General features: G+C 69.5%; 16 protein-coding genes. 10 read left to right on the forward strand and 6 right to left on the reverse strand.

All coding sequences use genetic code 11. The features are described 5' to 3' along the window. Positions 1 to 1,137, forward strand: a 1,137-nt coding sequence (locus VNO22_15830; GenBank protein HXG62839.1) for a tetratricopeptide repeat protein, incomplete at its 5' end; no start/stop codon positions are given. Between the two features lie 12 nt (positions 1,138 to 1,149). On the opposite strand, the gene VNO22_15835 is transcribed toward VNO22_15830, so the two are convergent. Continuing rightward, entirely contained in the window at positions 1,150 to 2,121 is a 972-nt protein-coding gene (locus tag VNO22_15835) for an aldo/keto reductase (protein ID HXG62840.1), read from the reverse strand. A gap of 59 nt (positions 2,122 to 2,180) precedes the next feature. On the opposite strand from VNO22_15835, the gene VNO22_15840 reads away from it, so the two are divergent. Genes VNO22_15840 through VNO22_15850 form a run of 3 tightly spaced genes read left to right on the forward strand, consistent with a single transcriptional unit; the run spans position 2,181 to position 6,885 of the window. Further along, positions 2,181 to 3,122, forward strand: a complete 942-nt coding sequence (locus VNO22_15840; protein ID HXG62841.1) for a carbohydrate kinase — start codon at positions 2,181 to 2,183, stop codon at positions 3,120 to 3,122. Beyond that, entirely contained in the window at positions 3,119 to 4,564 is a 1,446-nt protein-coding gene (locus VNO22_15845) for a PKD domain-containing protein (GenBank protein ID HXG62842.1), read from the forward strand. Before VNO22_15840 ends, VNO22_15845 begins: the two co-directional genes overlap by 4 nt. After that, positions 4,561 to 6,885 carry a CehA/McbA family metallohydrolase gene (locus VNO22_15850; GenBank protein HXG62843.1) on the forward strand — a complete coding sequence of 775 codons (2,325 nt, stop codon included), beginning with the start codon at positions 4,561 to 4,563 and terminating at the stop codon, positions 6,883 to 6,885. The genes VNO22_15845 and VNO22_15850 overlap by 4 nt, the downstream gene beginning before the upstream one ends. Positions 6,886 to 6,918: 33 nt before the next feature. Here VNO22_15850 and VNO22_15855 read toward each other — a convergent pair whose 3' ends face one another. After that, on the reverse strand, positions 6,919 to 7,347 hold the full coding sequence (locus VNO22_15855) for a cupin domain-containing protein (GenBank protein HXG62844.1): 429 nt from the start codon (positions 7,345 to 7,347) through the stop codon (positions 6,919 to 6,921). Between the two features lie 146 nt (positions 7,348 to 7,493). Between VNO22_15855 and VNO22_15860 the strand changes: the two genes are divergently transcribed. From VNO22_15860 to VNO22_15870, 3 genes are all read left to right on the forward strand, one after another. Beyond that, positions 7,494 to 7,985, forward strand: a complete 492-nt coding sequence (locus VNO22_15860) for a sigma-70 family RNA polymerase sigma factor (protein HXG62845.1) — start codon at positions 7,494 to 7,496, stop codon at positions 7,983 to 7,985. Then, complete coding sequence (locus tag VNO22_15865) at positions 7,985 to 9,352, forward strand: FecR family protein (protein HXG62846.1); 1,368 nt, start codon at positions 7,985 to 7,987, stop codon at positions 9,350 to 9,352. The genes VNO22_15860 and VNO22_15865 overlap by 1 nt, the downstream gene beginning before the upstream one ends. A 147-nt stretch (positions 9,353 to 9,499) precedes the next feature. Then, the gene (locus tag VNO22_15870) at positions 9,500 to 10,894 is read left to right on the forward strand and encodes a DUF1501 domain-containing protein (protein HXG62847.1); all 1,395 of its coding nucleotides are present in this window, start codon (positions 9,500 to 9,502) and stop codon (positions 10,892 to 10,894) included. Between the two features lie 9 nt (positions 10,895 to 10,903). On the opposite strand, the gene VNO22_15875 is transcribed toward VNO22_15870, so the two are convergent. From VNO22_15875 to larA, 4 genes are all read right to left on the reverse strand, one after another. Next, the gene (locus VNO22_15875; protein HXG62848.1) at positions 10,904 to 12,154 is read right to left on the reverse strand and encodes a ferritin-like domain-containing protein; all 1,251 of its coding nucleotides are present in this window, start codon (positions 12,152 to 12,154) and stop codon (positions 10,904 to 10,906) included. Further along, positions 12,151 to 12,960: a phosphate/phosphite/phosphonate ABC transporter substrate-binding protein gene (locus VNO22_15880; GenBank protein ID HXG62849.1), complete on the reverse strand. Its 810-nt coding sequence runs from the start codon at positions 12,958 to 12,960 to the stop codon at positions 12,151 to 12,153. Before VNO22_15880 ends, VNO22_15875 begins: the two co-directional genes overlap by 4 nt. 17 nt (positions 12,961 to 12,977) lie before the next feature. Beyond that, complete coding sequence (locus tag VNO22_15885) at positions 12,978 to 14,144, reverse strand: acyl-CoA dehydrogenase family protein (GenBank protein HXG62850.1); 1,167 nt, start codon at positions 14,142 to 14,144, stop codon at positions 12,978 to 12,980. A 111-nt stretch (positions 14,145 to 14,255) separates the two neighbouring features. Beyond that, positions 14,256 to 15,527 (reverse strand): nickel-dependent lactate racemase, encoded by a 1,272-nt coding sequence (gene larA, locus VNO22_15890; protein ID HXG62851.1) that lies wholly within the window; start codon positions 15,525 to 15,527, stop codon positions 14,256 to 14,258. A 65-nt stretch (positions 15,528 to 15,592) separates the two neighbouring features. Between larA and VNO22_15895 the strand changes: the two genes are divergently transcribed. The 3 genes from VNO22_15895 to VNO22_15905 all read left to right on the forward strand — a co-directional run. Then, positions 15,593 to 16,603 carry a sialidase family protein gene (locus tag VNO22_15895; GenBank protein HXG62852.1) on the forward strand — a complete coding sequence of 337 codons (1,011 nt, stop codon included), beginning with the start codon at positions 15,593 to 15,595 and terminating at the stop codon, positions 16,601 to 16,603. A 54-nt stretch (positions 16,604 to 16,657) separates the two neighbouring features. Continuing rightward, a complete protein-coding gene (locus VNO22_15900) occupies positions 16,658 to 18,556 on the forward strand; it encodes a DUF1592 domain-containing protein (GenBank protein HXG62853.1) in 1,899 nt (632 codons plus the stop codon). Then, a partial coding sequence (locus VNO22_15905; protein ID HXG62854.1) for a DUF1552 domain-containing protein occupies positions 18,553 to 19,670 on the forward strand: 1,118 nt, incomplete at its 3' end. The genes VNO22_15900 and VNO22_15905, both read left to right, overlap by 4 nt.

Below are 19,670 nucleotides of genomic sequence, written 5' to 3' on the forward strand. Positions count from 1 at the left end.
GCCCTCCGGCCGGGCCGCTACCTTTCCGAAGAGCGTCTGGCCACCGGCCGCGTGGTGCGCCTGGAGATCTGGAAAGGAGCCGCCCGCCTGGCCGCCGACCGGCCGATCCTCGGCGCCGGCGCCGGGAACTTCGCGGCCGCCTTCCCTCCGTATCGCGGCGAAGCGGAGTTCCGCTTTCATCACGCCGCCTCCGGCCCCGCCTTCGTGGAGGTCGAAGACGCCCACTCGAGCTGGATGCAGATCGCCGCGGAGACGGGCGCTCCCGGATTCCTCGCGTGGATCGCCGTGGCGGCCCTGGCCGCGCGGCTCTGGCGGCGCCGCGTCCGCGCGGCTCCAGAAGGCTCCGAGGAGCGCCTCCAGGTCGCCGGACTGGGGGGCGGGGTCGCCGCGTACCTGGCGGCGGGCCTGTTCAACACGGTCACGCTTCACGTCTCGCCGACGATTCTCTTCGGGGGGCTTCTGGGCCTGCTGGCCGGCCGGACGCTCGAGGGCCGGCGCGCGCGCGTGGCGGCGGGAGTCGGCGCGGCCTTGAGCCTGGCGGGCGTTGGGGTGGGGACGGGCCTGGCGGCGCTCGAGGCGACGCTCGCCGCGGCCGCGCGCGAACCGGATCCGGCCGCCCGGGAGCGGCTGCTCGAGCGGGCCGAAGGGATTCCCCCCGGACACTGGCGCGTGGCGTACCTTCGGGGGAAGCTTTATGCCGCGACCGGCCGCTTCGACGAGGCGGCGGAGGCGTTCCGCCGGACCCTCCGCCGGCGTCCGAACCATCTCGACGCGCTCAACAGCCTGGCGGTCGCGATCCTGAAGGGCGGCGGGGACGGGCGCGAGGCGGAGGCGGCCCTGCTCCGCGCGATCGGGACCGCTCCGTACGCTCCGACCGCCTATTTCAACCTGGGACTCCTCGAACTCGGCCGCGGACGTCTCCCGGAGGCCCGGCGGAGGTTCGAGGAGACGCTCGAGCGCCATCCGCGGCACGGTCCGGCGCACTACTACCGGGGAATCACGCTTCTGGGGGACCCGGGGGCCGCGCGGGCCTGCTTCCGCCGGGCGCGCGAGGAGGGCTTCGACGTCGGGGGCGCTCTCCGGCGCGAGCGTCCGGCGCTCGCGGCCGATCCCGCGTGGGCCGAGTTTTTCCGCTGACCCGTCTCCCGGTCAGGGCTGATAGAAGTTCCGCACCCAGCGGTGCGCGCGGAGCGCCTGAACCTGCTCCGGCGGCAGCCCCCGGCCGTCGCCGAGCGCGCAATTGGCCTCCGCGTGCCGCACGGACCGCATCCCGGGGATGACGGTCGAGACGGCCGGATGGCTGAGCGAGAAGCGGATCGCGATCTCCGGAAGCCGCTCGAGCGAGACGTCCAGATCCTCCGAGATCCGTTGGACCCGCTCGAAGACCTCGCGCTTGCGGTCGCCCTTGAAATAGCGCTCGCGGAAATCGCCCGGCGGGAAAACGGTCTCGGGCGTGACTTTCCCCGTCAGGCCCCCTTCGTCGAGCGGCACCCGGGCGATGACGCCGATCTGCCGCTCGAGACAGAAGGGAAAAAGGCGGTCCTCGGGGCTCTGGTCGAAGATGTTGTAGATCACCTGGACCGTGTCCACGACGCCGGTCTTGAGCAGCTCCAGGCCGTTCTCCGGCGTGTGCTCCCCGAGGGAAACGCCGAAGAAGCGGATCTTGCCCTGCCGCTTCAGGCGCTCCACCGCCTCCAGCCAGTCGCCCCGGCCGACGAACTCGTCCGTCCAGACGTGGAGCTGCTGGAGATCGAGCGTTTCGACGCCGAGGTTCCTCAGGCTCTCTTCGGTGCATTCGGCGACGTAGGCGCCGGGGAAGACCTCCTCGACCGGCACGTCGCGCCGGGCGGGCCACTGCCGGTTGCGGGGCGGAACCTTGGTGGCCACGTAAATCTTTTCCCGACGGCGGCGGAGCACGCGCCCGACGACGCGCTCGCTGTGCCCGTCCCCGTAGGCGAGCGCCGTGTCGATGAAGTTGAGGCCCCGCTCGATCGCCCGTTCCAGGGCGCGCTCGGATTCATCGTCGGCGGCGCCGATCCACTGCTTGCCGCCGATGCCCCAGGCGCCGAAGCCGATCTCCGAAACGCGCAGGCCGGTGCGTCCCAACGTGCGGTAGTTCATCCGTTCTCCTCCGGGGCGGGCATTGTAGCGTTTTTCTTTGAGGAACGCTCTTTCCTGTGGTGAAGTGGGCTCTTATGAAAACGGTTCTGGCGTTCGGAGAGGCGCTCTGGGATCTTCTTCCGTCCGGGCCGGCGCTCGGAGGGGCGCCGGCGAACTTCGCGTACCGCCTGAACGCGTTCGGGGACCGGGCGCTTCTGGTGACGCGCCTGGGGCGCGACGCGTGGGGCCTGCGGGCGGGGGAGCGGCTGAAGGCGCTGGGGCTGGACCTGGCGCTGGTGCAATGGGACGACCGGCGGCCCACGGGGACCGTGCCCGTCTCGGTGGATGCGCGCGGCGTTCCGGAATTCACGATCGTTCCGGACGTGGCGTACGACTACATCGAGCCGGCGCCGGCCCTGCTGGAAGCCGCCGCCCGGGCGGACGCGGTCTACTTCGGGACGCTCGTTCAGCGTTCGCCCGTGTCGCGGGAGACGCTCCGGAGGGTGCTCGCGGCGGCGCCGCGGGCGGCGAAGTTTCTGGACATCAATCTCCGGAAGGACTGTTACACGCCCGAGACGATCGCCGCATCGCTAGCGGCGGCGGACGTCCTGAAGCTCAACGAAGGCGAGGCCGAGGCCCTGGCGGGAATGTTCGGCCTGCGCGGCGGAGCTCCGGCCGCCGCGGCGGAGGCGATTCTGGAACGCTGGCCGCTGCGCTGCTGCGTGGTGACCCTGGGGGAACGGGGGGCCGTGGCGGTTTCCCGGAACGAACGCGCCGAGGTGCCGGGCTGGAACGTCCGGGTCGTCGATACGGTGGGTTCCGGAGACGCCTTCAGCGCGGGGTTCCTTGGAGCGTATCTCCAAGGGAGGCCTTTGGCGGAGTGCCTGTTCCGCGGGAACGTCCTGGGAGCGCTCGTGGCGGAACAGGAAGGAGCCACGCAGCCGCTCGGTCCCGAGGACGTGCGGCGGTTTCTGGAGCGGGAAGGCGCCGGTTCCTCGGGGGAAAAGGGGATCCGGAGATGAAGGCTCTCGCGCTGGCCGTCTGTCTCGGGGTCGCGCCCCAGTCCGGCGAGGAGCCGCGGCATGGAGCGGCGGATCTGAAGGTCGGGGAAGCGGCGGAGGTGGAGATTCCCGGAGGGCGCAAGGTGCGCGTGCGCCTCCTGGATCTCGAGGAGTTCCGTGACGACGTGTGCGACGCGGTGCGGCGGGCACGCGTCCGCGTGGAGATCGACGGCCGCGCGGAGTGGGTGGAGTCGGCGCACTATAACCTTCCGGTGACGGTGGGGGAGTTTCAGGTCGATTGTCCGATCACCCGGGGGACGGTGGCGAATTCACGGACCGACGTCTGGGCGCTCCGGAAGGACGCGCGGATCCGGATCTGGCCGGCGGGTTCGCCGTGGCTTGCGCCGGGGACGTTCCGCTATCCGGTCCGCCAGCGGTGGTTCGCCGGTCTCACGCAAATGGCCAACGAGCCCGTTTTCGTGGACGGCGGGGATATCCCGGGACCGCGCAAGATCTACTATCACTGGGGGCTGGACATCGGCGGCAGCGAAGGTCAGGTGGAGGTCGTCGCCGCCACCGACGGGCGCGTTGTCAGCGCGGGAAACGCGCTTCTTCCGGGGGAGGAAGGCTCGCCGGCGCGGCCGCGGTATGACGTCGTCTACCTTCGGGACGGCCGCGGCTGGTACTACCGCTACAGCCATCTCAAGACGATCGAGGTGAAGCCGGGGGAGACCGTCGAGATGGGACGGCGGATCGGGCTTCTGGGGAAGGAAGGGGCCAGCGGCGGCTGGGCGCATCTGCACTTCGACATCACCCGCCGCCAGCCGTCGGGCGACTGGGGCATCGAGGAAGGATACGCTTTTCTCTGGGAGGCCTACCGTCGGGAATACGCCCCCCGGATCGTCGCCGTGGCGCGTCCGCACCACCTGCTGTGGGCGGGACAGGAGGCGGTTCTGGACGGCTCACGCTCCTGGGGCCAAGGCCTGCGCCATGAATGGACGTTCGGGGACGGGACGAAGGCCGAGGGGCCCCGCGTCGCGCGGCGCTACGAGCGTCCGGGAAGCTACAGCGAGATTCTCAAAGTCACCGACGCCGACGGGCGGGAGGACTACGACTTCGCCGTCGTCCAGGTTCTGGATCGCCACCGTCCCAAGGATCTGCCGCCCACGATTCACGCGGCGTACTGGCCCACGTTCGGCCTTCGCCCGGGGGATCCGGTGACGTTCAAGGTCCGGACGTTCCGGACCCGGGACGGGGAGGAGCGTTGGGATTTCGGCGACGGAAGCCCGCCGGTGACGGTCCGTTCGGACGGAAACGCGGTCCCTCTGGCGCCCGACGGGTACGCCGAAACGATTCATCGGTTCGAGAAACCGGGCGTGTACGTGGTTCGGGTGGAGCGGGCCAACGCCGCCGGTGTCCGGGCGGTGACGCATCTCAAGGTGCGGGTGGGGGAGGAGCCATGATGCAGGCGATTCTCGTTCTGGCGCTGGCCGCCCAGGATCCGATCCCCGTCGAGGGGCAGCCGCTGGCCGCCCAGGTGGAGCGACTGATTCAGGCGCTGGAGTTTCTGGGATCTCCTTTGGCGCCGGACGTGCGGGCGGCGCTTTCGGAGGCGGGCCGGGACGGGGCGCGGATCCAGCGGCTCCTGGATCCCCAGACGCTTCTGGTGGTGCACATCAATCCCGAGTCGCGCGTGAAGGCGGCGCGGGGCCGGGGGGAGGCCCGCCTCGTCCAGGGCGGCTGGACGCCGGTCCTCGTCAAGGTGGTCAACGAAAGCGCCGTGCGGTCGGCGCTGCGGATCTCCAGTCCTCAGGCCGGGCCGGTCTATTCGGGCGGCTTCCGGAACGTCCAGGGGGATCCCGGCCGTTTCCTCGAGGTGGAGATGTTCCAGGCGCCTCCGATGACGCCCGGTCTGAGCGGTCTGCGGGTCGAGTACGCGATCGCGCTCATTTACTCGTCCGAGGCGGGGAGGCGCGAGGCGACGATCGTCTTCGACGTCGGACAGGGGACGCAGGATCTCGGGTTCCGGGCCGAAGCGCCGGTGCTCTTCGACGTGCGGCCCGGGGTGCCGGTGCGCCTGACGATTCGGGATCACGACGGCAAGCCGACCGCCGCGCGGTTCACGTTCACGGATCGGACGGGTCGGGTTTACCCCCCGCAGCCCAAGCGCCTGGCGCCGGACTTCTTCTTCCAGAAGCAGATCTACCGGGACGACGGCGGGACGGTGATTCTTCCCCCCGGCGAGCTGACGATGGAGTACGGGCGCGGCCCCGAGTACCGGCTCCTGCGGCGGACGGTCGCGGTTCCGGAACGGGGCGAGGGGCGGATCGACGTGCGGCTGGAACGGTGGGTGAACCCGATGGAGTGGGGCTTCTACAGCGGGGACCACCATATCCACGCCGCCGGCTGCGCCCATTACACCAACCCCACGGAAGGGGTGCATGCCCCGGACATGTTCCTGCACGTCAAGGGCGAGGGGCTCAACGTGGGCTGCAACCTGACGTGGGGCCCGTGCTACGACTATCAGCGGAAGTTTTTCGAGCCCGCGCCCCACAAGCTTTCGGAGCCCTTCACGGTGCTCAAGTACGACGTCGAAGTGAGCGGCTTCGGCTCGCAGGCGCTCGGGCACGTGTGCCTGCTCAATCTGAAGGACCAGACGTACCCCGGCTCCGAAGGGACCAAGACGAAGGGCTGGCCCACCTGGACGACCCCTCTGATGAAGTGGGCCAAGGCCCAGGGAGCCGTCACGGGATACGCCCATTCGGCCAACGGCCTCTGGATCCGGGACGACGGGCGGACGGCGCGGAGGCTCGTGGGCGAGCTGGATGCGGACGGAGACGGCCGTGTATCCCGCGCGGAAGCCGCCCGGGGTCTCCTGCCGGACGATTTCGGCGCCGTGGACGGCGATTCGGACGGATTCCTGACGGCGGAGGAGACGGCCGCGGCGATCGGGCGCGTGAAGCGGCGGTTGCCCAACTACGCGATTCCGGACATGGACGGAATCGGCGCCCAGGAGATCTGCGTGACGGTGGCGCAGGGGCTGTGCGACTTCATCAGCGCCATGGACACCCAGCGGGAGCTGGAGTGGAACTGCTGGTACCACATGCTCAATTGCGGTTTTCCGCTCAAGGCCAGCGGCGAAACGGACTTCCCCTGCATCTCGGGAAGCCGGGTGGGCGAGGGGCGCGTGTACGTCCATCTCGGCAAGGTGGACCGGATCGATTTCGGGCGCTGGTGCGAGGGGCTTGCGCGGGGGCGAAGCTACATCTCGGACGGCTACGCGCATGCGCTGGAGTTCCGGGTGGCCGGGAAGGCGCCGGGGGAGGAGGCGGCGCTGGAAGGGCCGGGGGTCGTTCCGGTGCGGGCGAAAGTGGCCTTTGCGGCCGAGAACGCGCTCGGGACGGCGCCGGGGGCCGCGGTTCCCAAGGGGGCCACGCGGCTCGTGGAACTCGTGGTCAACGGCCGCCCGGTCGCGTCGAAGGAGGTGCCGGCCGACGACCGGGTGCACGAGATCGCGTTCGAGCTTCCGGTGGAGCGTTCCAGCTGGGTGGCGCTGCGGCACTTCCCGCAGATGCACACGAATCCGGTGAACGTTCTTGTGGGCGGCAAGCCGATCCGGGCGTCGCGCCGGAGCGCCCTCTGGTGCGTCGGGGTGATCGAGCAGCTCTGGCGCGTGCGGGCGGAAGCGATCGCGCCGGAGGAGCGGGAGGAGGCGCGCCGGACGTTCGATGGGGCGATTCGGGAGTACCGGCGCATCGCGGAGGAGTGTCCGGAGGGAAGTTAGGGCCGTCCGATTTCGAACGCGGGGCGAAAACCGCTAGTCGAACCACTCGTCGGCGGGGTCGAAGGGCGGCGAGACGATATTGAGGATTTTCATGGGCCCTCGGCCGGGCACCGCGCGGTGGCGGGTCCCCGGCCGGATCATCACCGCCATCCCGGGCCGCACGGGGTAGAGCGTCCCGTTCAGTTCGATGTGTCCCTCGCCTTCGAGGAAGTAATACGTCTCCGTGAAGCCCTTGTGGTAGTGCGTCCGCGAGTCCTTGCTGATCTCCACGAGGTGGAGGCTCAGGACCCGGTTGTCCGGACGGCGGAAGGCGCGTCGGCTTGTGCCGCAGGGGCAGGGAACTCCGGGAATCGCGGCGAGGTCCGCGATCTCGAAGGGAACTTCGAGTCCCGTGTCGATCGGCCGATCGGGAGCGGCGGGTTTCCTCTCGGTGCGGGTTTTCCGACGGATCGTCTTGGGCATGACGTAAGCGTATCCCCCCTCCGGAGGCGCGTCAAGCGGGCGGAGCGAAGCGCCGGGGCTTCCAGGATTCCGTAAGGTTCGTCCCGCTTCCGCTATTTATTGCAAGCATGGGGCCGCAGAAGGGAGATCGGGATTCGGAAACCTTTGTGCGAACGATGGCGGAGCATCAGGGGCGGCTTTTCGCCTACATTTTGTCCCTTGTGGGCGATCCCGACGCGGCCAACGACATTCTTCAGGAGACGAACGTGGTCCTCTGGCGGGACAGCAAGGAGTTCCGTCCGGGCTCCAGCTTCGCCGCCTGGGCCTTCCGGATCGCTCACTTCCAGGTCATGGCCTTCCGCCAGAGACGGCTTCGGGATCGGCTGATCTTTCAAGACGAGCTTCTGGATCTTCTGGCCGCCGGCGCCCGGGAGACGGACGATCTCTTCGAATCCCGCCAGGAACGGCTGACGAGTTGTCTTGAAAAGCTCAATCCGGATCATCGGGAAATGCTCCGGCGCCGCTATGCCGAGGGCCGTTCCGTTCAGGAGATCGCCCGTGATCGAGGGATGACTCCGAACGCGGCCATGCAGGCTCTCTTCCGCATCCGGAAAGCCCTTTTGCAGTGCGTGGGGCGTGTCCCGGAGGGAGGCCTCTGATGCCGGTATCCTGGGAGGAGGTCCGCCCCGAATTCGAAGCGCTTCTGGCGGGGCTTCTCGACGGTCGTCTGGAGACTTCCGAACGGGAGCGCCTTTTCCGGATCCTGCGCGAGTCTTCCGACGCACGGAGGATGTATCTCGACTTCTGCCAGATGCATGCGATTCTGGTCTCGGCCCACGGGGTTCTTCAGGCCTTCGGGCCGCCGGTCCGGCGCCGGTCCGGCGGGTTCGCCGCCGTGGCAGCCGCCGTCCTGATGGCCCTGGGGGTGGCCTTCTGGGTCCGGTCCGCAAGCGCCCCCTGGGGCGCGCGTTTCGAGCCGGCGGAAGGCTCCGCCTGGATCGTGCGCGACGGCCGCCGAGTCGTTCTGTCGGAAAGCCGTCCCGTCCGGGAGGGGGACCGCTACGTCACGGGGTCCGGCGCGCGCGCCGTGGTCCGCCGGGATGACGGTTCGACGATCGTTCTCCTGGAGCGGACGGATGTCGCGTTCCGGGCCGATCGCGTGGAACTCAACGGCGGCGCGCTCCGGTGCGAAATCGTTCCGCACGGCGACCGTTCCCTGGTCTTTCTCACGCCGAATGCCGAGGCGACCGTCCTGGGCACGGCGTTCGAGCTGTCCGCGGTCGTCGGAGAAACCCGCGTCCGCACGGGCCGGGGCAGGGTCCGGCTGGCCGCCGAGGAGCGAAGCGTCGAGATCGGGGCCGGCCAGGTGGGGGTCGCCGACGGCCCGGACCTTTTCCGCTGGGAGCCCGCGCTGGACCTGAATTTTTCGGCTCTGAAGGAGCTTCCGCCCGCGTTCACGACCCATTTCTGCTTCTCCGACGCTCTGACGACCTCCGCGCGTGCCGTCGCGCCGGCGCCGGAGCGCGTTCGCCTCGTCCCCGGCGGTCTCACGTTCGGGCCGCCCCCCGACCGGCCCGCCCGAAACGGACTCATCGAACTGCGCTGGTCCGAGGAGGTGGGCGACGACGTGATGGTCGAGGCCGAGGTTGCCGGCGCCCCACGGTGGTCCCTGGGCATGGCGGTCTCGGGAAGCAGTTTCGAGGGGTATCGCATCATTTTCGCGGCGATCCAGGGGTACGACAACGGCGTCGCCGTGGATACCCTGCATCCGGCGGAATGCATCGTCCTGGCGAAGGACCCCAAGCCGATCGCGCCGGACGAGGATCATACGCTGCGCGTCGAGCGGCGCGGAACGCGAATGAAGGTGTGGGTGGACCGTGAGCTCCGGATCGATACGGAGATCGACCATCCGCTGCCCCCGGCCCGGCGGCGCACGGTGTCGCTCAGCAACTTCGGGGCGCCGCCCCTCGTGAAAAGCCTCCGGGTCTGGAAGCTCGGAACCCCTCGGGGGTTGCGTTCTCCATAGGTCATTCGGGTCGGACAAAGGGTCGTTCTGGATCGGGCCGTGGCGGCGGAGGGGCTCGGCGCCCTGGGGCGCTGAATCGGCGTAAGACCGCCGCCCGATCGGTTATGAGATTTCGGAGGAGGTGCTCCTCCTCGGGGGAAAGGATCGATGATGCAGCCGCACGCCGTGCGACGACTGGACGCCGGTGCGTTCCGGCGCCATCTGCGGGAACTGGACCGCCGGAGCTTCCTTCGGGTGGGCATGCTCGGGGCCGCGGGGCTGGCGCTTCCGGACCTCCTCCGGCTCGAAGCCCGGGCCGCGGAGCAGGGAAGGTCTCCGCGCCGGATGTCCTCCGTCATCATCCTCTGGATGCGCGGCGGACCCAGTCAGCACGAGACGTGGGATCCGAAACCGGACGCTCCTTCCGAATACCGGGGACCGTTCGGGTCGATTCGGACGAAGGTGCCGGGGATCCGCATTTGCGAGCTGCTTCCGAGGTCGGCCGCCCTCATGCATCGCTGGTCGATTGTCCGGTCGCTCCATCACGACAACGCGGGCCACTCGGCGGCGGACCAGATCTGTTTCACGGGCTACCCGCCGGGGCCGGACGCGGAAGCGAACGTCGCCCCCAGCTGCGGGTCGGTCGTCGCCCGGCAGCTCCAGGCGCAGAATCCGCGGCTGCCGGCCTACGTCATGATTCCGCGCATGGTGCCCGGCACGGACGCGGCTTATCTGGGGGTCGCCTACCGGCCGTTCGAGACGCTCGCCGATCCCGCCGACGGCGGACCGTTCCGGGTTCCGAACCTTCAGGCGCCGGCGGCGCTCTCCCTGGAGCGCCTGGCGGATCGTCGACGGCTGCTGGAGGACCTGGATCGCCTGCGCCGTTCGGTGGACACCAGCGGGATGATGGAGGCGATGGACCGTTTCCACCAGAGCGCCTGGGAGATCGTCACCGGGCCGGAAGCCCGCCGGGCGTTCGATCTGGATGCGGAACCTCGAAAGGTCCGCGAGCGCTACGGGTTCATGCCCGAGTTCAAGGCGCCGACGCCCGACCGGTGCGGCTGCCCGGCCTGGTCGCAGCGGATTCTCCTGGCGCGGCGGCTGGTCGAGGCCGGCGTGCGCCTGGTGACCGTGGATTTGCGGTGGTGGGATACGCACGTCGAGGGCATCGACAGCATGAAGAACGGCTTCCTGCCCCGCTGGGACCAGGCGTATTCCGCCCTCATCGAGGACCTCCACGAGCGGGGTCTTCTGGAATCGACGATGGTCGTGGCGTGGGGGGAGTTCGGGCGGACGCCCAAGCTCAACGACCGGAACGGGCGGGACCATTGGCCGGGCGTCTTCTCGGCGGCGATCGCGGGAGGCGGCGTCCAGGGTGGGCGCGTCGTGGGGGCCAGCGACGACAAAGGGGCCTACCCGAAGGACAATCCGAAGCGGCCGCAGGACGTCCTGGCCACGATCTACCGGCATCTCGGGGTGGACATCCACGCGGAATACCCGGACTTCTCGGGGCGGCCCCGTCCGGTGCTCCCCTTCGGCGAACCGATCGAGGAACTGTTCTGACGTCCGGGGCTACATGAAATTCGGCGTGTGCAGATCGGAGAGCGTCCGCGCCTGATCGGGAGTGAAGCCCGCATGCTCCAGCCGCCGGACGCGGTTCTGGTGCATGATCTCGAGGAGCTCCCGGAAGGCCGTGTGCCCGCGACGGATGGAGGCGGGATCCGTCCCGCGGGCGGCCAGGACCGTCAGAGCGTCGGCGATCCGAGCCGGAACGCCGCCCGCCTGAGCCATCGCCGCGGCGCGCCTCCGGACGGCCGCTTCCAGGCGGCCGTAGAGCGACGGATCGCACGACAGGGCGTGGCGGACGTGGGCCAGCCCGAAATGGACATGCCGGGTTTCGTCGGCGCGGGCTTTCTCCGCCAGAATCGCGGTCGGTTCGTCGGGCGCGTGGCGTTCGATGAACTTCAGGAGGTCCAGGAACGTGCCCTCGCCGAGCACGGAGAGCAGAAACGAGGATTCCGTGAAATCTTCGAGCTCGAGGAGCGAAAGGAGCGAGCGCGACGTGACGGCGGAGGAGACGCCCAGTCCGCCCCCTCCGGCGCGGGCGCGCTTGAGGAAGGCGTCGATGTGGCGGGCTTCGTCGTTGAGCTGCGTGGCCAGGAACTGGGCCACCTCCGCGTACGCCGGATGGAGGCGCGGGACGAACCGCGCCGGCACGTAGAGGGCGGAGAGTTCGTTTTCCGCCAGGAAGGTCATGATCTGCCCGACCGCCCGTTCCAGGGGGGCGGGAAGCGGACGCACCTTCGACCACGGAATGTCCTTCGACGCGTCCCACTGGGCCGCGACCGCCTGGTCGTACAGCTCGGCCACTTCCGGGGGGGCCACGCGGTCCCGCTCCAGGAGCGAAACGGGATAAGGCGGTCCTCCCGGCTCCACGCGGGCGCCTCTCGGCGCGAAGCCCGTCGCCGGATCGGCGCGCTCCGGAAAAGGCACCCGGGCGAGGACCGCGCGCGCGGTCAGGCGTCCCCCTTCGAGGGGAAGGGGAGCGCCTTCCTCGCGCGCCCCGCGCGGCACCGACAGCCCGCCCCGCTCGACCAGGTGGCGGAATCGGCCTTCGGCCACGGCCTCGCCTCCGAGATAGGGATGGCGCTCCATCCGGCACCACGAGGCCAAGTCTTCTCCCAGCCGCGGATTCGAGGAAAGGACGGCGACGACGCCTCCCGGCTCCACAAGATCCAGCGCCGGCCGCAGAAGAGCCAGGAGTCCCTCTCCCAGGGCCAGGTCTCCGCCCTCGATCGCGACGGCCGCCGCTTTCGACGTCATCCGCGTTCCTGCGCCTCCAGCGCCTCGTGAAGGCTTCGGTATCCTTCTTCCCTCGGCGGCACCCAGGCCTTCAGGCCCTCGAGCTCCATGATGCGGCGGTGGCGGGGATCTTCCCAGCGCATGGCGAAGAGCGCTTCCCGGAAGGCCTCGAGCTTGGCCGGCGCGGCGGAGGGGAGCGCGTCGAACATGCAATGATCGAACGGAGGCGTCGTCCAGAGGACTTCGACGCGCGACGGGTCCACGTGGCCGGCGGCCTGCTCGGCGACCCAGACGAGATCGCCCACGGCGCCGGCGTCCGCGCGCCCCTCATGGAGCGCCCGGAGGACCTCGAGCTCGCTGGTTCCCGTGTCTCCGTGCTTGCCGACGTCCGTGTCGAACGGCAGAAGGCGCACCGCGGAGAGATCGAGCCCCTCCCTGGACAGAAAGTGAAGGGGCAGGATCCGGGCCTGGGTCGAATCGCGGCTTCCGACGGCCAGGATCTTTCCGCGCAGATCGGACAGCGTGCGGATTCCCGCGTTCCGGCGGACGAGAATCTTGGAGCGGAAATCGCGATCCGTATCCCTCATCCCGAGCGAGATCGATCGGCCCCCCGTGCGCCGCCGCACCCGCACGTGGGCCAGAGGGGTGTTCCACGCGATATCCACGTGGCCGGCGAGCAGTTCCTCGACCTGACGTTCGTAGTTGGAAAACAGGACGAAATCCATCGGGACTCCGCGGTCCCGGAAATGCTCCCGGAGGCCCTCCCAGATCGTGACGGCCTTCGGGTCGTAGGCGACCGCGCCCACCAGGATCGGATCGGCGCTCATGGCGTCCTCGCGGGGTCTCAGAAAAGGGGAAGTCCGGTCAGGGCCTTGCCGACGAAATCGAGCAGGTGGTCCGCCGTCGGGGCCATGACCCAGCCGGCGCGCGCGTCCCGGAAGAAGCGCTCGACCGCAAGGTGGCGGGAGAACGCCGCGCCTCCGCACGTCTTGAGCGCCAGGTCGGTGACGTCGACGGCCGCCTGGATCGCGGCGAGCCGCGCCTGAAGGACGAACAGAGGGGTGGTCGCGTCCGGCGCGGCCATCCGCGCGAGCGCGTGCCCCAGAAGCGCCCGGGAAGCCTCCGTGCGCACGCTCATCTCCGCCAGCCGCGCGCGCAGGTTGGGAAGGTCGCGGAGCTTCCCCCCGGGCGTCTCGAATCCGGCCTCCGAGAGGTGCGCCGCCGTGGCCCCAAGGGCCGCCCGGCAGATTCCGTGGGCCATCGCCGCCGTGCCGACGGCGAACCACGGCAGGACGACCTCGAGCATGACGGACAGCCCGGCGCCCGGCTCGGAGAGAAGATCCTCCTTCCGGACCGCGACGCGGGCGAACTCCACGGGCGCGGACTCATTCCCGCGCAGCCCGAGCCCTTCGAATCGCGAAACGACGCGGACGCCCGGCGTCTCCCGGCGCACGAGGTAGACGGCCGACTCGAGAGGACTCCGGGCCCCCGGGGCCTGAGCGCTGGCGACGTAGCTGGCGGCGTGCCCGGCGGCCGTGACCCAGCTCTTCGAGGCGCTGGTGACGTAGGCGCGGCCGTCCTCTTCCAGGCGGGACACCGGCAGCCAGAACTGGGACCGCGAGCCGCGCTCGGAAAAGGCCAGCGTCGTCAGGTGACGTCCCTCGGCGATCTCGCGCAGGATCGCGTCCCGCCCGCCGAGCGTTCGGGACGCGGCGATCGCCTGCGCGGCCGAAACATGCATGACGTAGATCATGGCGGTCGAGGCGCACGCCTGGGCGAGCTCCTCGACGACGGCCGCGAAGGTGGCCGGTCCCTGTCCCCGGCCGCCTGCGGCCTCCGGCAGGCAGAGCCCCAGGAATCCCTCCCGGGAGAGCGCCACGATCGCCTCCGCGGGGAACCGTCCCTGGGCATCCACCTCCGCGGCCGCGGGACCGGCCACGCTCCGGGCCAGAGCGGCGGCGCGGGCGACGAAGTCCCGGCCCGCGGCGGGCACCCCGTACACGTCCACCATGGCGGTCCTCCGGAGGCTGATTAAGGAAAGCCAATAGAATGAATTACGAGCATCTATAACTCTAGCTCGGAGGGCGGATGCGGCAAGGGAAAAGCGACCGCCGCGGCGCGGCTACGCGGCGCCGAGGTAGGGAATGGTCATCGGTCCTTCGGGGAGAACCGCCACAGGGGCGTCCCGGCCGGCCCGGCGCAGCTCCTCGGAGAGCCGACGGCTGACGTCCGCCACCGGTTCGAGGTGCGCCCGCCGGACCTCGTCGTCCGGAATTTCGCTGCGGAGCCCCACGCGGGCCCTGAGCAGGATGTTCGCCAGGATCTGCGCCTCCCACTGGTCGAACATCGAGAATCCGGGGGCCAGCACGGTGTCCAGAAGCGCCTGCGGCGAAGCGTGCTCGAAGAGCAGCTTGCGGAAGTTCCCGTGGGACGGGAAGCCGTCGTTGCAGCGGGCGGCGGCGAGAATGTATCCCCCGGGGGCGACGATCTGGGCGCCGGCGGACATTCCCTTCACCGCCTGGTACAGGTTCTGGTCCAGCGGATATCCGCCGTTCGTGGTGACGACGACGGGGAAGGGTTCCGGGCAGGCGACCATCGCGGTCTTGCGGACGAACGCGCTGCCCCGGCGGTGCGCCTCCAGGGGATCGCCGCAATAGAAGCCCGTAATCCGGCGGTCCCGGTTGAGCGTCACGTTGACGCAGAAGTCCACCGGCAGGAGCGATCCGTTGTGCCGGATCTGCTCCTGGGTAGGATTGCCTTCGAGCACCCCCCAGGTGCTGCGGGGGTCGGCGATCACGGCGGCGCGGTGATAGTGCATGATGGAATCGATGTCGGCGATCGCCGGGAAGACGCCTTTGTAGCCCCCGGAAAAGCCGGCCATGAAGTGAGGCTCGATGAATCCGAGCACGATCCGGCGGTCGGCCCGCACGTACTCGCGGTTCATGTACACCGTCCGTCCATCCTTCGTGGTTCCGGCCCGTTCGTGCGTGGACGGATCATGGGCGTCGTGGTTGACGATCCGATAGGAGCGGGCGATCCGCGCGCCCACCATCCGTTCCAGCTCCTCCGGCGTATTGGCGCGGTGCGATCCCGTGCCGTTGACGATCACGAAGTTCGCGGCCGGGACGTGGGAAAGCTCCTCGAAAAGCCACGGGAGAAGCCGATCCGACGGAAGGGGACGCGTGATGTCCGGAATGACGACCGCGACCCGTTCGTTCGCCCGGACGATCTCCCGCAGCGGCGGGCGCCCGATGGGGGCGCGCACCGCCTCGCGGAAGGCCGCCGCCTCGTCGGGGAGGCCGGGAACATACCGCGGTTCGACGACCGTCACGTTCGGAGCGTCCACTTCCAGGTCGAGCCCCTCGGTGCCGTACTGAAGACGGATCCGGCGCATGGATCGGATGATACCTCCCGGGGCGCCCCGTGTGAAGGGCCCGCTCCGGTGATATACTTGGGGCGGTGGCCGCCGCAACGCTCCTCCTGCTTCTCGCTTCCCTCCAGGGCGCGGACGGGCAACCCGTCAGGACCGCGCCCCTCCCGCCCGGTCCGGGCAACCCGCGCAATTCCGGATGCGATATCCTGGCGCTCAAGGACGGCCTTCTTCTGCTCGTGTACGCCCGCTATTCGGGGCGCGCCGGGGCCGAGGCCGTGCCCGAACTGGCGGCGCGGTTCTCGGGCGACGGGGGCCGCACGTGGACGCCGAAGGACGTCCCGGTCGCCCGGGCCGGGGCGCAGGGGCCGTCCCTCGTCCGGATGGGGGATGGGACGATCGGCCTCTTTCATCTGTGGAGGATTGCCGCCGAGGACTGCCGTCCGGTCCTGCGCCGCTCGGACGACGAGGCGCGCACCTGGAGCCCGCCGGTCTTTCTCACGGCCGAGCCGGGGATCTACGACCTGGCGGCCGATCGCGCCGTCCGGCTGCGCGGGGGCCGGCTGGTCCTCCCGGCGGTTCGGCGCAGGGATTCGGAGACGGTCGTCTTCTTCCTTTCGGACGACGACGGGGCCTCCTGGCGTCGCGCTCCCGCGGAAGTGCGCGGCGGCCTCCGCGAGCCGCTCGTCGTGGAGCGCAAGGACGGTCGTCTTCTCCTCCTGGCGGCGGCCGCGGACGGCGTTCTTCGCCGCGCGCGCTCCTCCGATGGCGGGGAGAGCTGGTCCGAAGCGGAGCCGGCGGACCTTCCGGTCGCCGGTCGGGGGCTCGCGGCCGGCCGCATTCCCGGAACCGGGGACCTTCTTCTGGTGCGCGCCCTTCCGCCGGGCGCGGTGCTGACCGCGTCCCTTTCGCGGGACGAGGGCGAGAGCTGGGGGAAACCCAAGACGCTCGAAGAAGATCGGTCGGCGGTGGTGGGCGACGCCGCCCTGGAGTTTCCGGACGGACGGGTGCTTGTGGCGTACGGCGCGGGAGACTCCCGCGGGGGCGTCCTGTCCGAGACGCGGGTCGTCCTCTTCGACGTGCCGTGGCTCTATCGGTAGTCGACGAAACTTGGAGCCGACCTGGCGTGTTAGTTAGGGCAAAGGAGCGGGATCGTGACCTTCGGGCGTCTCAGTGCTCTTTGGGCTCTGGGTTTGGCCGCCGCGTGGGGATTCTCCGCGGCTTCCCCGGCCGCCCAGAACGCTTCCGAACCCTCTCTTGACGAACAGTTCCAGAGCCGCATCAAACCGCTTCTTTCGGCTTACTGCTACAAATGTCACGGTCCGCAGCTTAAGCCGAAGGCCGACCTTAACCTGACCAAGTATCAGACCGAGCGCAGCGTGCGGGAGAACCGCAAGCTGATGAAGGAAGTCCTCGTCAAGATCCACACCCTCGAGATGCCTCCGGAAGGCTCTCCGCAGCCGAAACCCGAGGAGCGCAAACAGATCACCGACTGGTTCGAAGCGGCGCTCAACCGCGTGGACCCCAACGCCCCGAAGACCGCCGGCCGCGTGGTCTGCCGGAGGCTCAATCGGCAGGAGTACCGCCGTACCGTCAAGGATCTTCTGGGCGTGGATTTCGATCCCACAAAGGACTTTCCGGCCGACGACTTGGGATACGGTTTCGACACGGTGGGGGACGTCCTTTCCCTGCCGCCCCTGCTCATGGAAAAATACCTCGCGGCCGCGCGGGTGATCGCCGATCAGGCCGTCCAGGGCCGCGAGCGCGACCGCTACATCTTCGTCAGCCGCCCGGGCGGCTCCAAAAAGCCCCGGGACGCGGCCCGCGAGGTGCTCGCCCGGCTGGCCTCGCGCGCCTTCCGCCGTCCCGCCGCGCCCGACGAGGTCGAGCGCCTCGTCAAGCTCTTCGACGTCGCCGAAAAGCACGAGCCCGATTTCGATCGCGCGATGACCTTGCCGCTACGGGCTCTCCTGGTTTCCCCCCACTTCCTCTTCCGCGCGGAAGGCGCCGCCGGCGAGGGCGTGCAGCCCCTGACCGACTGGGAACTGGCCACGCGCCTTTCCTATTTCCTCTGGTCGAGCATGCCGGACGACGAGCTTTTCGAGCAGGCCCGCAAGGGCGCGCTCAAGGATCCGGCCGCGCTGGAGGCGCAGGCCCTCCGCATGCTTAAGGACCCCCGCGCCACCGCCCTGGCCGAGAACTTCGCCCCCCAGTGGCTCCAGGTGCGCCGCCTCGAGGAAATCCACTTCGATCCCAAGCTCTTTCCCGCCTACGACGCCCGCTTGCGGGAAGACATGATCCGGGAGGTCGTGCTCTTTTTCGAGGCGATCGTTCGGGAGGACCGCAGCGTCCTCGATCTCCTGGACGCCGACTTCACGTTCGTCAACGACCGGCTGGCGCGCCACTACGGATTGGCGGGAGCGTCCGGGTCGGGGTTCCAGCGCGTGAAGCTTCCGGACGGGAGGCGCGGCGGGGTCATCACCATGGCGGCGATCCTGGCGGCGACGTCCGATCCGGACCGGACCAGCCCCGTCAAGCGCGGCAAGTGGGTTCTCGAGGCGATTCTGGGGACGCCCCCGCCGCCGCCGGTGCCCGACGCCGCCAACCTCAAGCCCGAGCCGGACGACGCCCGCCTGACCCTCCGGCAGCGCATGGAGCGCCACCGGCGCGACCCGAACTGCGCTTCCTGCCACAACCGGATGGATCCGATCGGCTTCGGACTGGAAAACTTCGACGCCCTGGGCGCCTGGCGCGAACGGGACGGAAACCAGCCTCTCGATGTTTCGGCCACTCTGCCGGACGGACGCACGTTCAAGGGGCCGGTCGAGCTCAAGAACCTTCTCAAGGAGCGGAAGGACGATTTTGCGGCCTGCCTGACGGAGAAGCTCATGACCTACGGGCTGGGCCGGGGCATGGAGCACTTCGATCAGCCGGTGATCGACGAAATCGTCCGGGCCGCCGCGCGCCACGGGTACCGGTTCTCGACGTTCGTGACCGAGATCGTCAAGAGCTATCCGTTCCGGAACCGTCAGAAAGAGCGAGGCAAGCGATGAGAAAGCCGCTTTCCCGGCGAACCCTGCTCCGCGGGATCGGGACCGCGATCGCGCTGCCGTGGCTGGAGGCCATGACGCCGCGGACGCTCCTGGCGTCCTCGGCCGCCCCGCCGCCCGTCCGGATGGCTTTCTTCTTCGTGCCCAACGGGCAGAACATGGACGGCTGGAAGATGCCGAAGACGCCGGGACTGCCCGAGACGCTGGCGCCCCTCAAGAACGTGGCGTCCAAGGTGCTCATCATCAGCGGACTGGCTCAGCGCGCGGCCGAAAGCGGCGGCGACGGGGCCGGCGACCACGCCCGAGACAGCGCCGCCTACCTCACCGGCGTGCGCCCGAAGAAGACCGACGGCAAGGACCTCCGCGCTGGCGTTTCGGCCGATCAGTTCGCCGCTCAGCAGGTCGGCCACGAGACGCGGCTGCCCTCGCTTGAACTCGGCACGCAGGAAGGCGCGCAGTCCGGAAACTGCGACTCGGGGTACAGCTGCGCCTACTCGTCCAACATCTCCTGGATCACCCCCACCCAGCCGGCGGCCAAGGAGATCGACCCCCGCGCCCTCTACATCCGCCTCTTCGGCGATCCCAAGGCCCGGCAGTCCGAACAGGAGATCGCCCGCGAGGCGGCCTACACGCGGAGCCTCCTCGATCTGGTCCTCGACGAGGCCAAGGGGCTCCGTTCGCGCCTGGGGGCCGCGGATCAAGCCAAGCTCGATGAATACCTCGAATCCGTCCGCTCCATCGAGAAGCAGATCCAGGGGAACGTCGCTCCGAAGAATCCGCCGGCCGACCTCGAGTTCCCCGGCGGCCGCCCGCAGGATTACGCCCAGCACCTGCGCGTCATGCTCGACCTCCTGGCGGCCGCTTTCCAGACGGATACGACCCGCATCGCCACCTTCATGGTGGCCAACTCCGGCAGTAACCGGACGTTTCCCTCGATCGGGATCAACGAGGGCCACCACACCCTCTCCCACCACGGCGGGTCCAAGGACAAGCTCGACAAGATCAAGAAGATCGACCTCTTCTACATGCAGCAGTTCGCGTACTTCCTCGAGAAACTCGACCGCATCAAGGAGGAGCGGGGGACGCTTCTCGACAACTCCATGATCGTCTACGGCGG

The sequence above is a fragment of the Planctomycetota bacterium genome, from assembly GCA_035574235.1.
Classification (GTDB): Bacteria; Planctomycetota; MHYJ01; order MHYJ01; family JACPRB01; genus DATLZA01.

Excerpts from the sequence above, each read along its gene's own strand:
- VNO22_15885 (HXG62850.1), bottom strand. The coding sequence starts at position 14,144 with ATGGTGGACGTGTACGGGGTGCCCGCCGCGGGCCGGGACTTCGTCGCC.
- VNO22_15880 (HXG62849.1), bottom strand. The coding sequence starts at position 12,960 with ATGAGCGCCGATCCGATCCTGGTGGGCGCGGTCGCCTACGACCCGAAG.
- VNO22_15865 (HXG62846.1), top strand. The coding sequence starts at position 7,985 with ATGCCGGTATCCTGGGAGGAGGTCCGCCCCGAATTCGAAGCGCTTCTG.
- VNO22_15855 (HXG62844.1), bottom strand. The coding sequence starts at position 7,347 with ATGCCCAAGACGATCCGTCGGAAAACCCGCACCGAGAGGAAACCCGCC.
- VNO22_15845 (HXG62842.1), top strand. The coding sequence starts at position 3,119 with ATGAAGGCTCTCGCGCTGGCCGTCTGTCTCGGGGTCGCGCCCCAGTCC.
- VNO22_15870 (HXG62847.1), top strand. The coding sequence starts at position 9,500 with ATGATGCAGCCGCACGCCGTGCGACGACTGGACGCCGGTGCGTTCCGG.
- VNO22_15835 (HXG62840.1), bottom strand. The coding sequence starts at position 2,121 with ATGAACTACCGCACGTTGGGACGCACCGGCCTGCGCGTTTCGGAGATC.
- VNO22_15850 (HXG62843.1), top strand. The coding sequence starts at position 4,561 with ATGATGCAGGCGATTCTCGTTCTGGCGCTGGCCGCCCAGGATCCGATC.
- VNO22_15875 (HXG62848.1), bottom strand. The coding sequence starts at position 12,154 with ATGACGTCGAAAGCGGCGGCCGTCGCGATCGAGGGCGGAGACCTGGCC.
- larA (HXG62851.1), bottom strand. The coding sequence starts at position 15,527 with ATGCGCCGGATCCGTCTTCAGTACGGCACCGAGGGGCTCGACCTGGAA.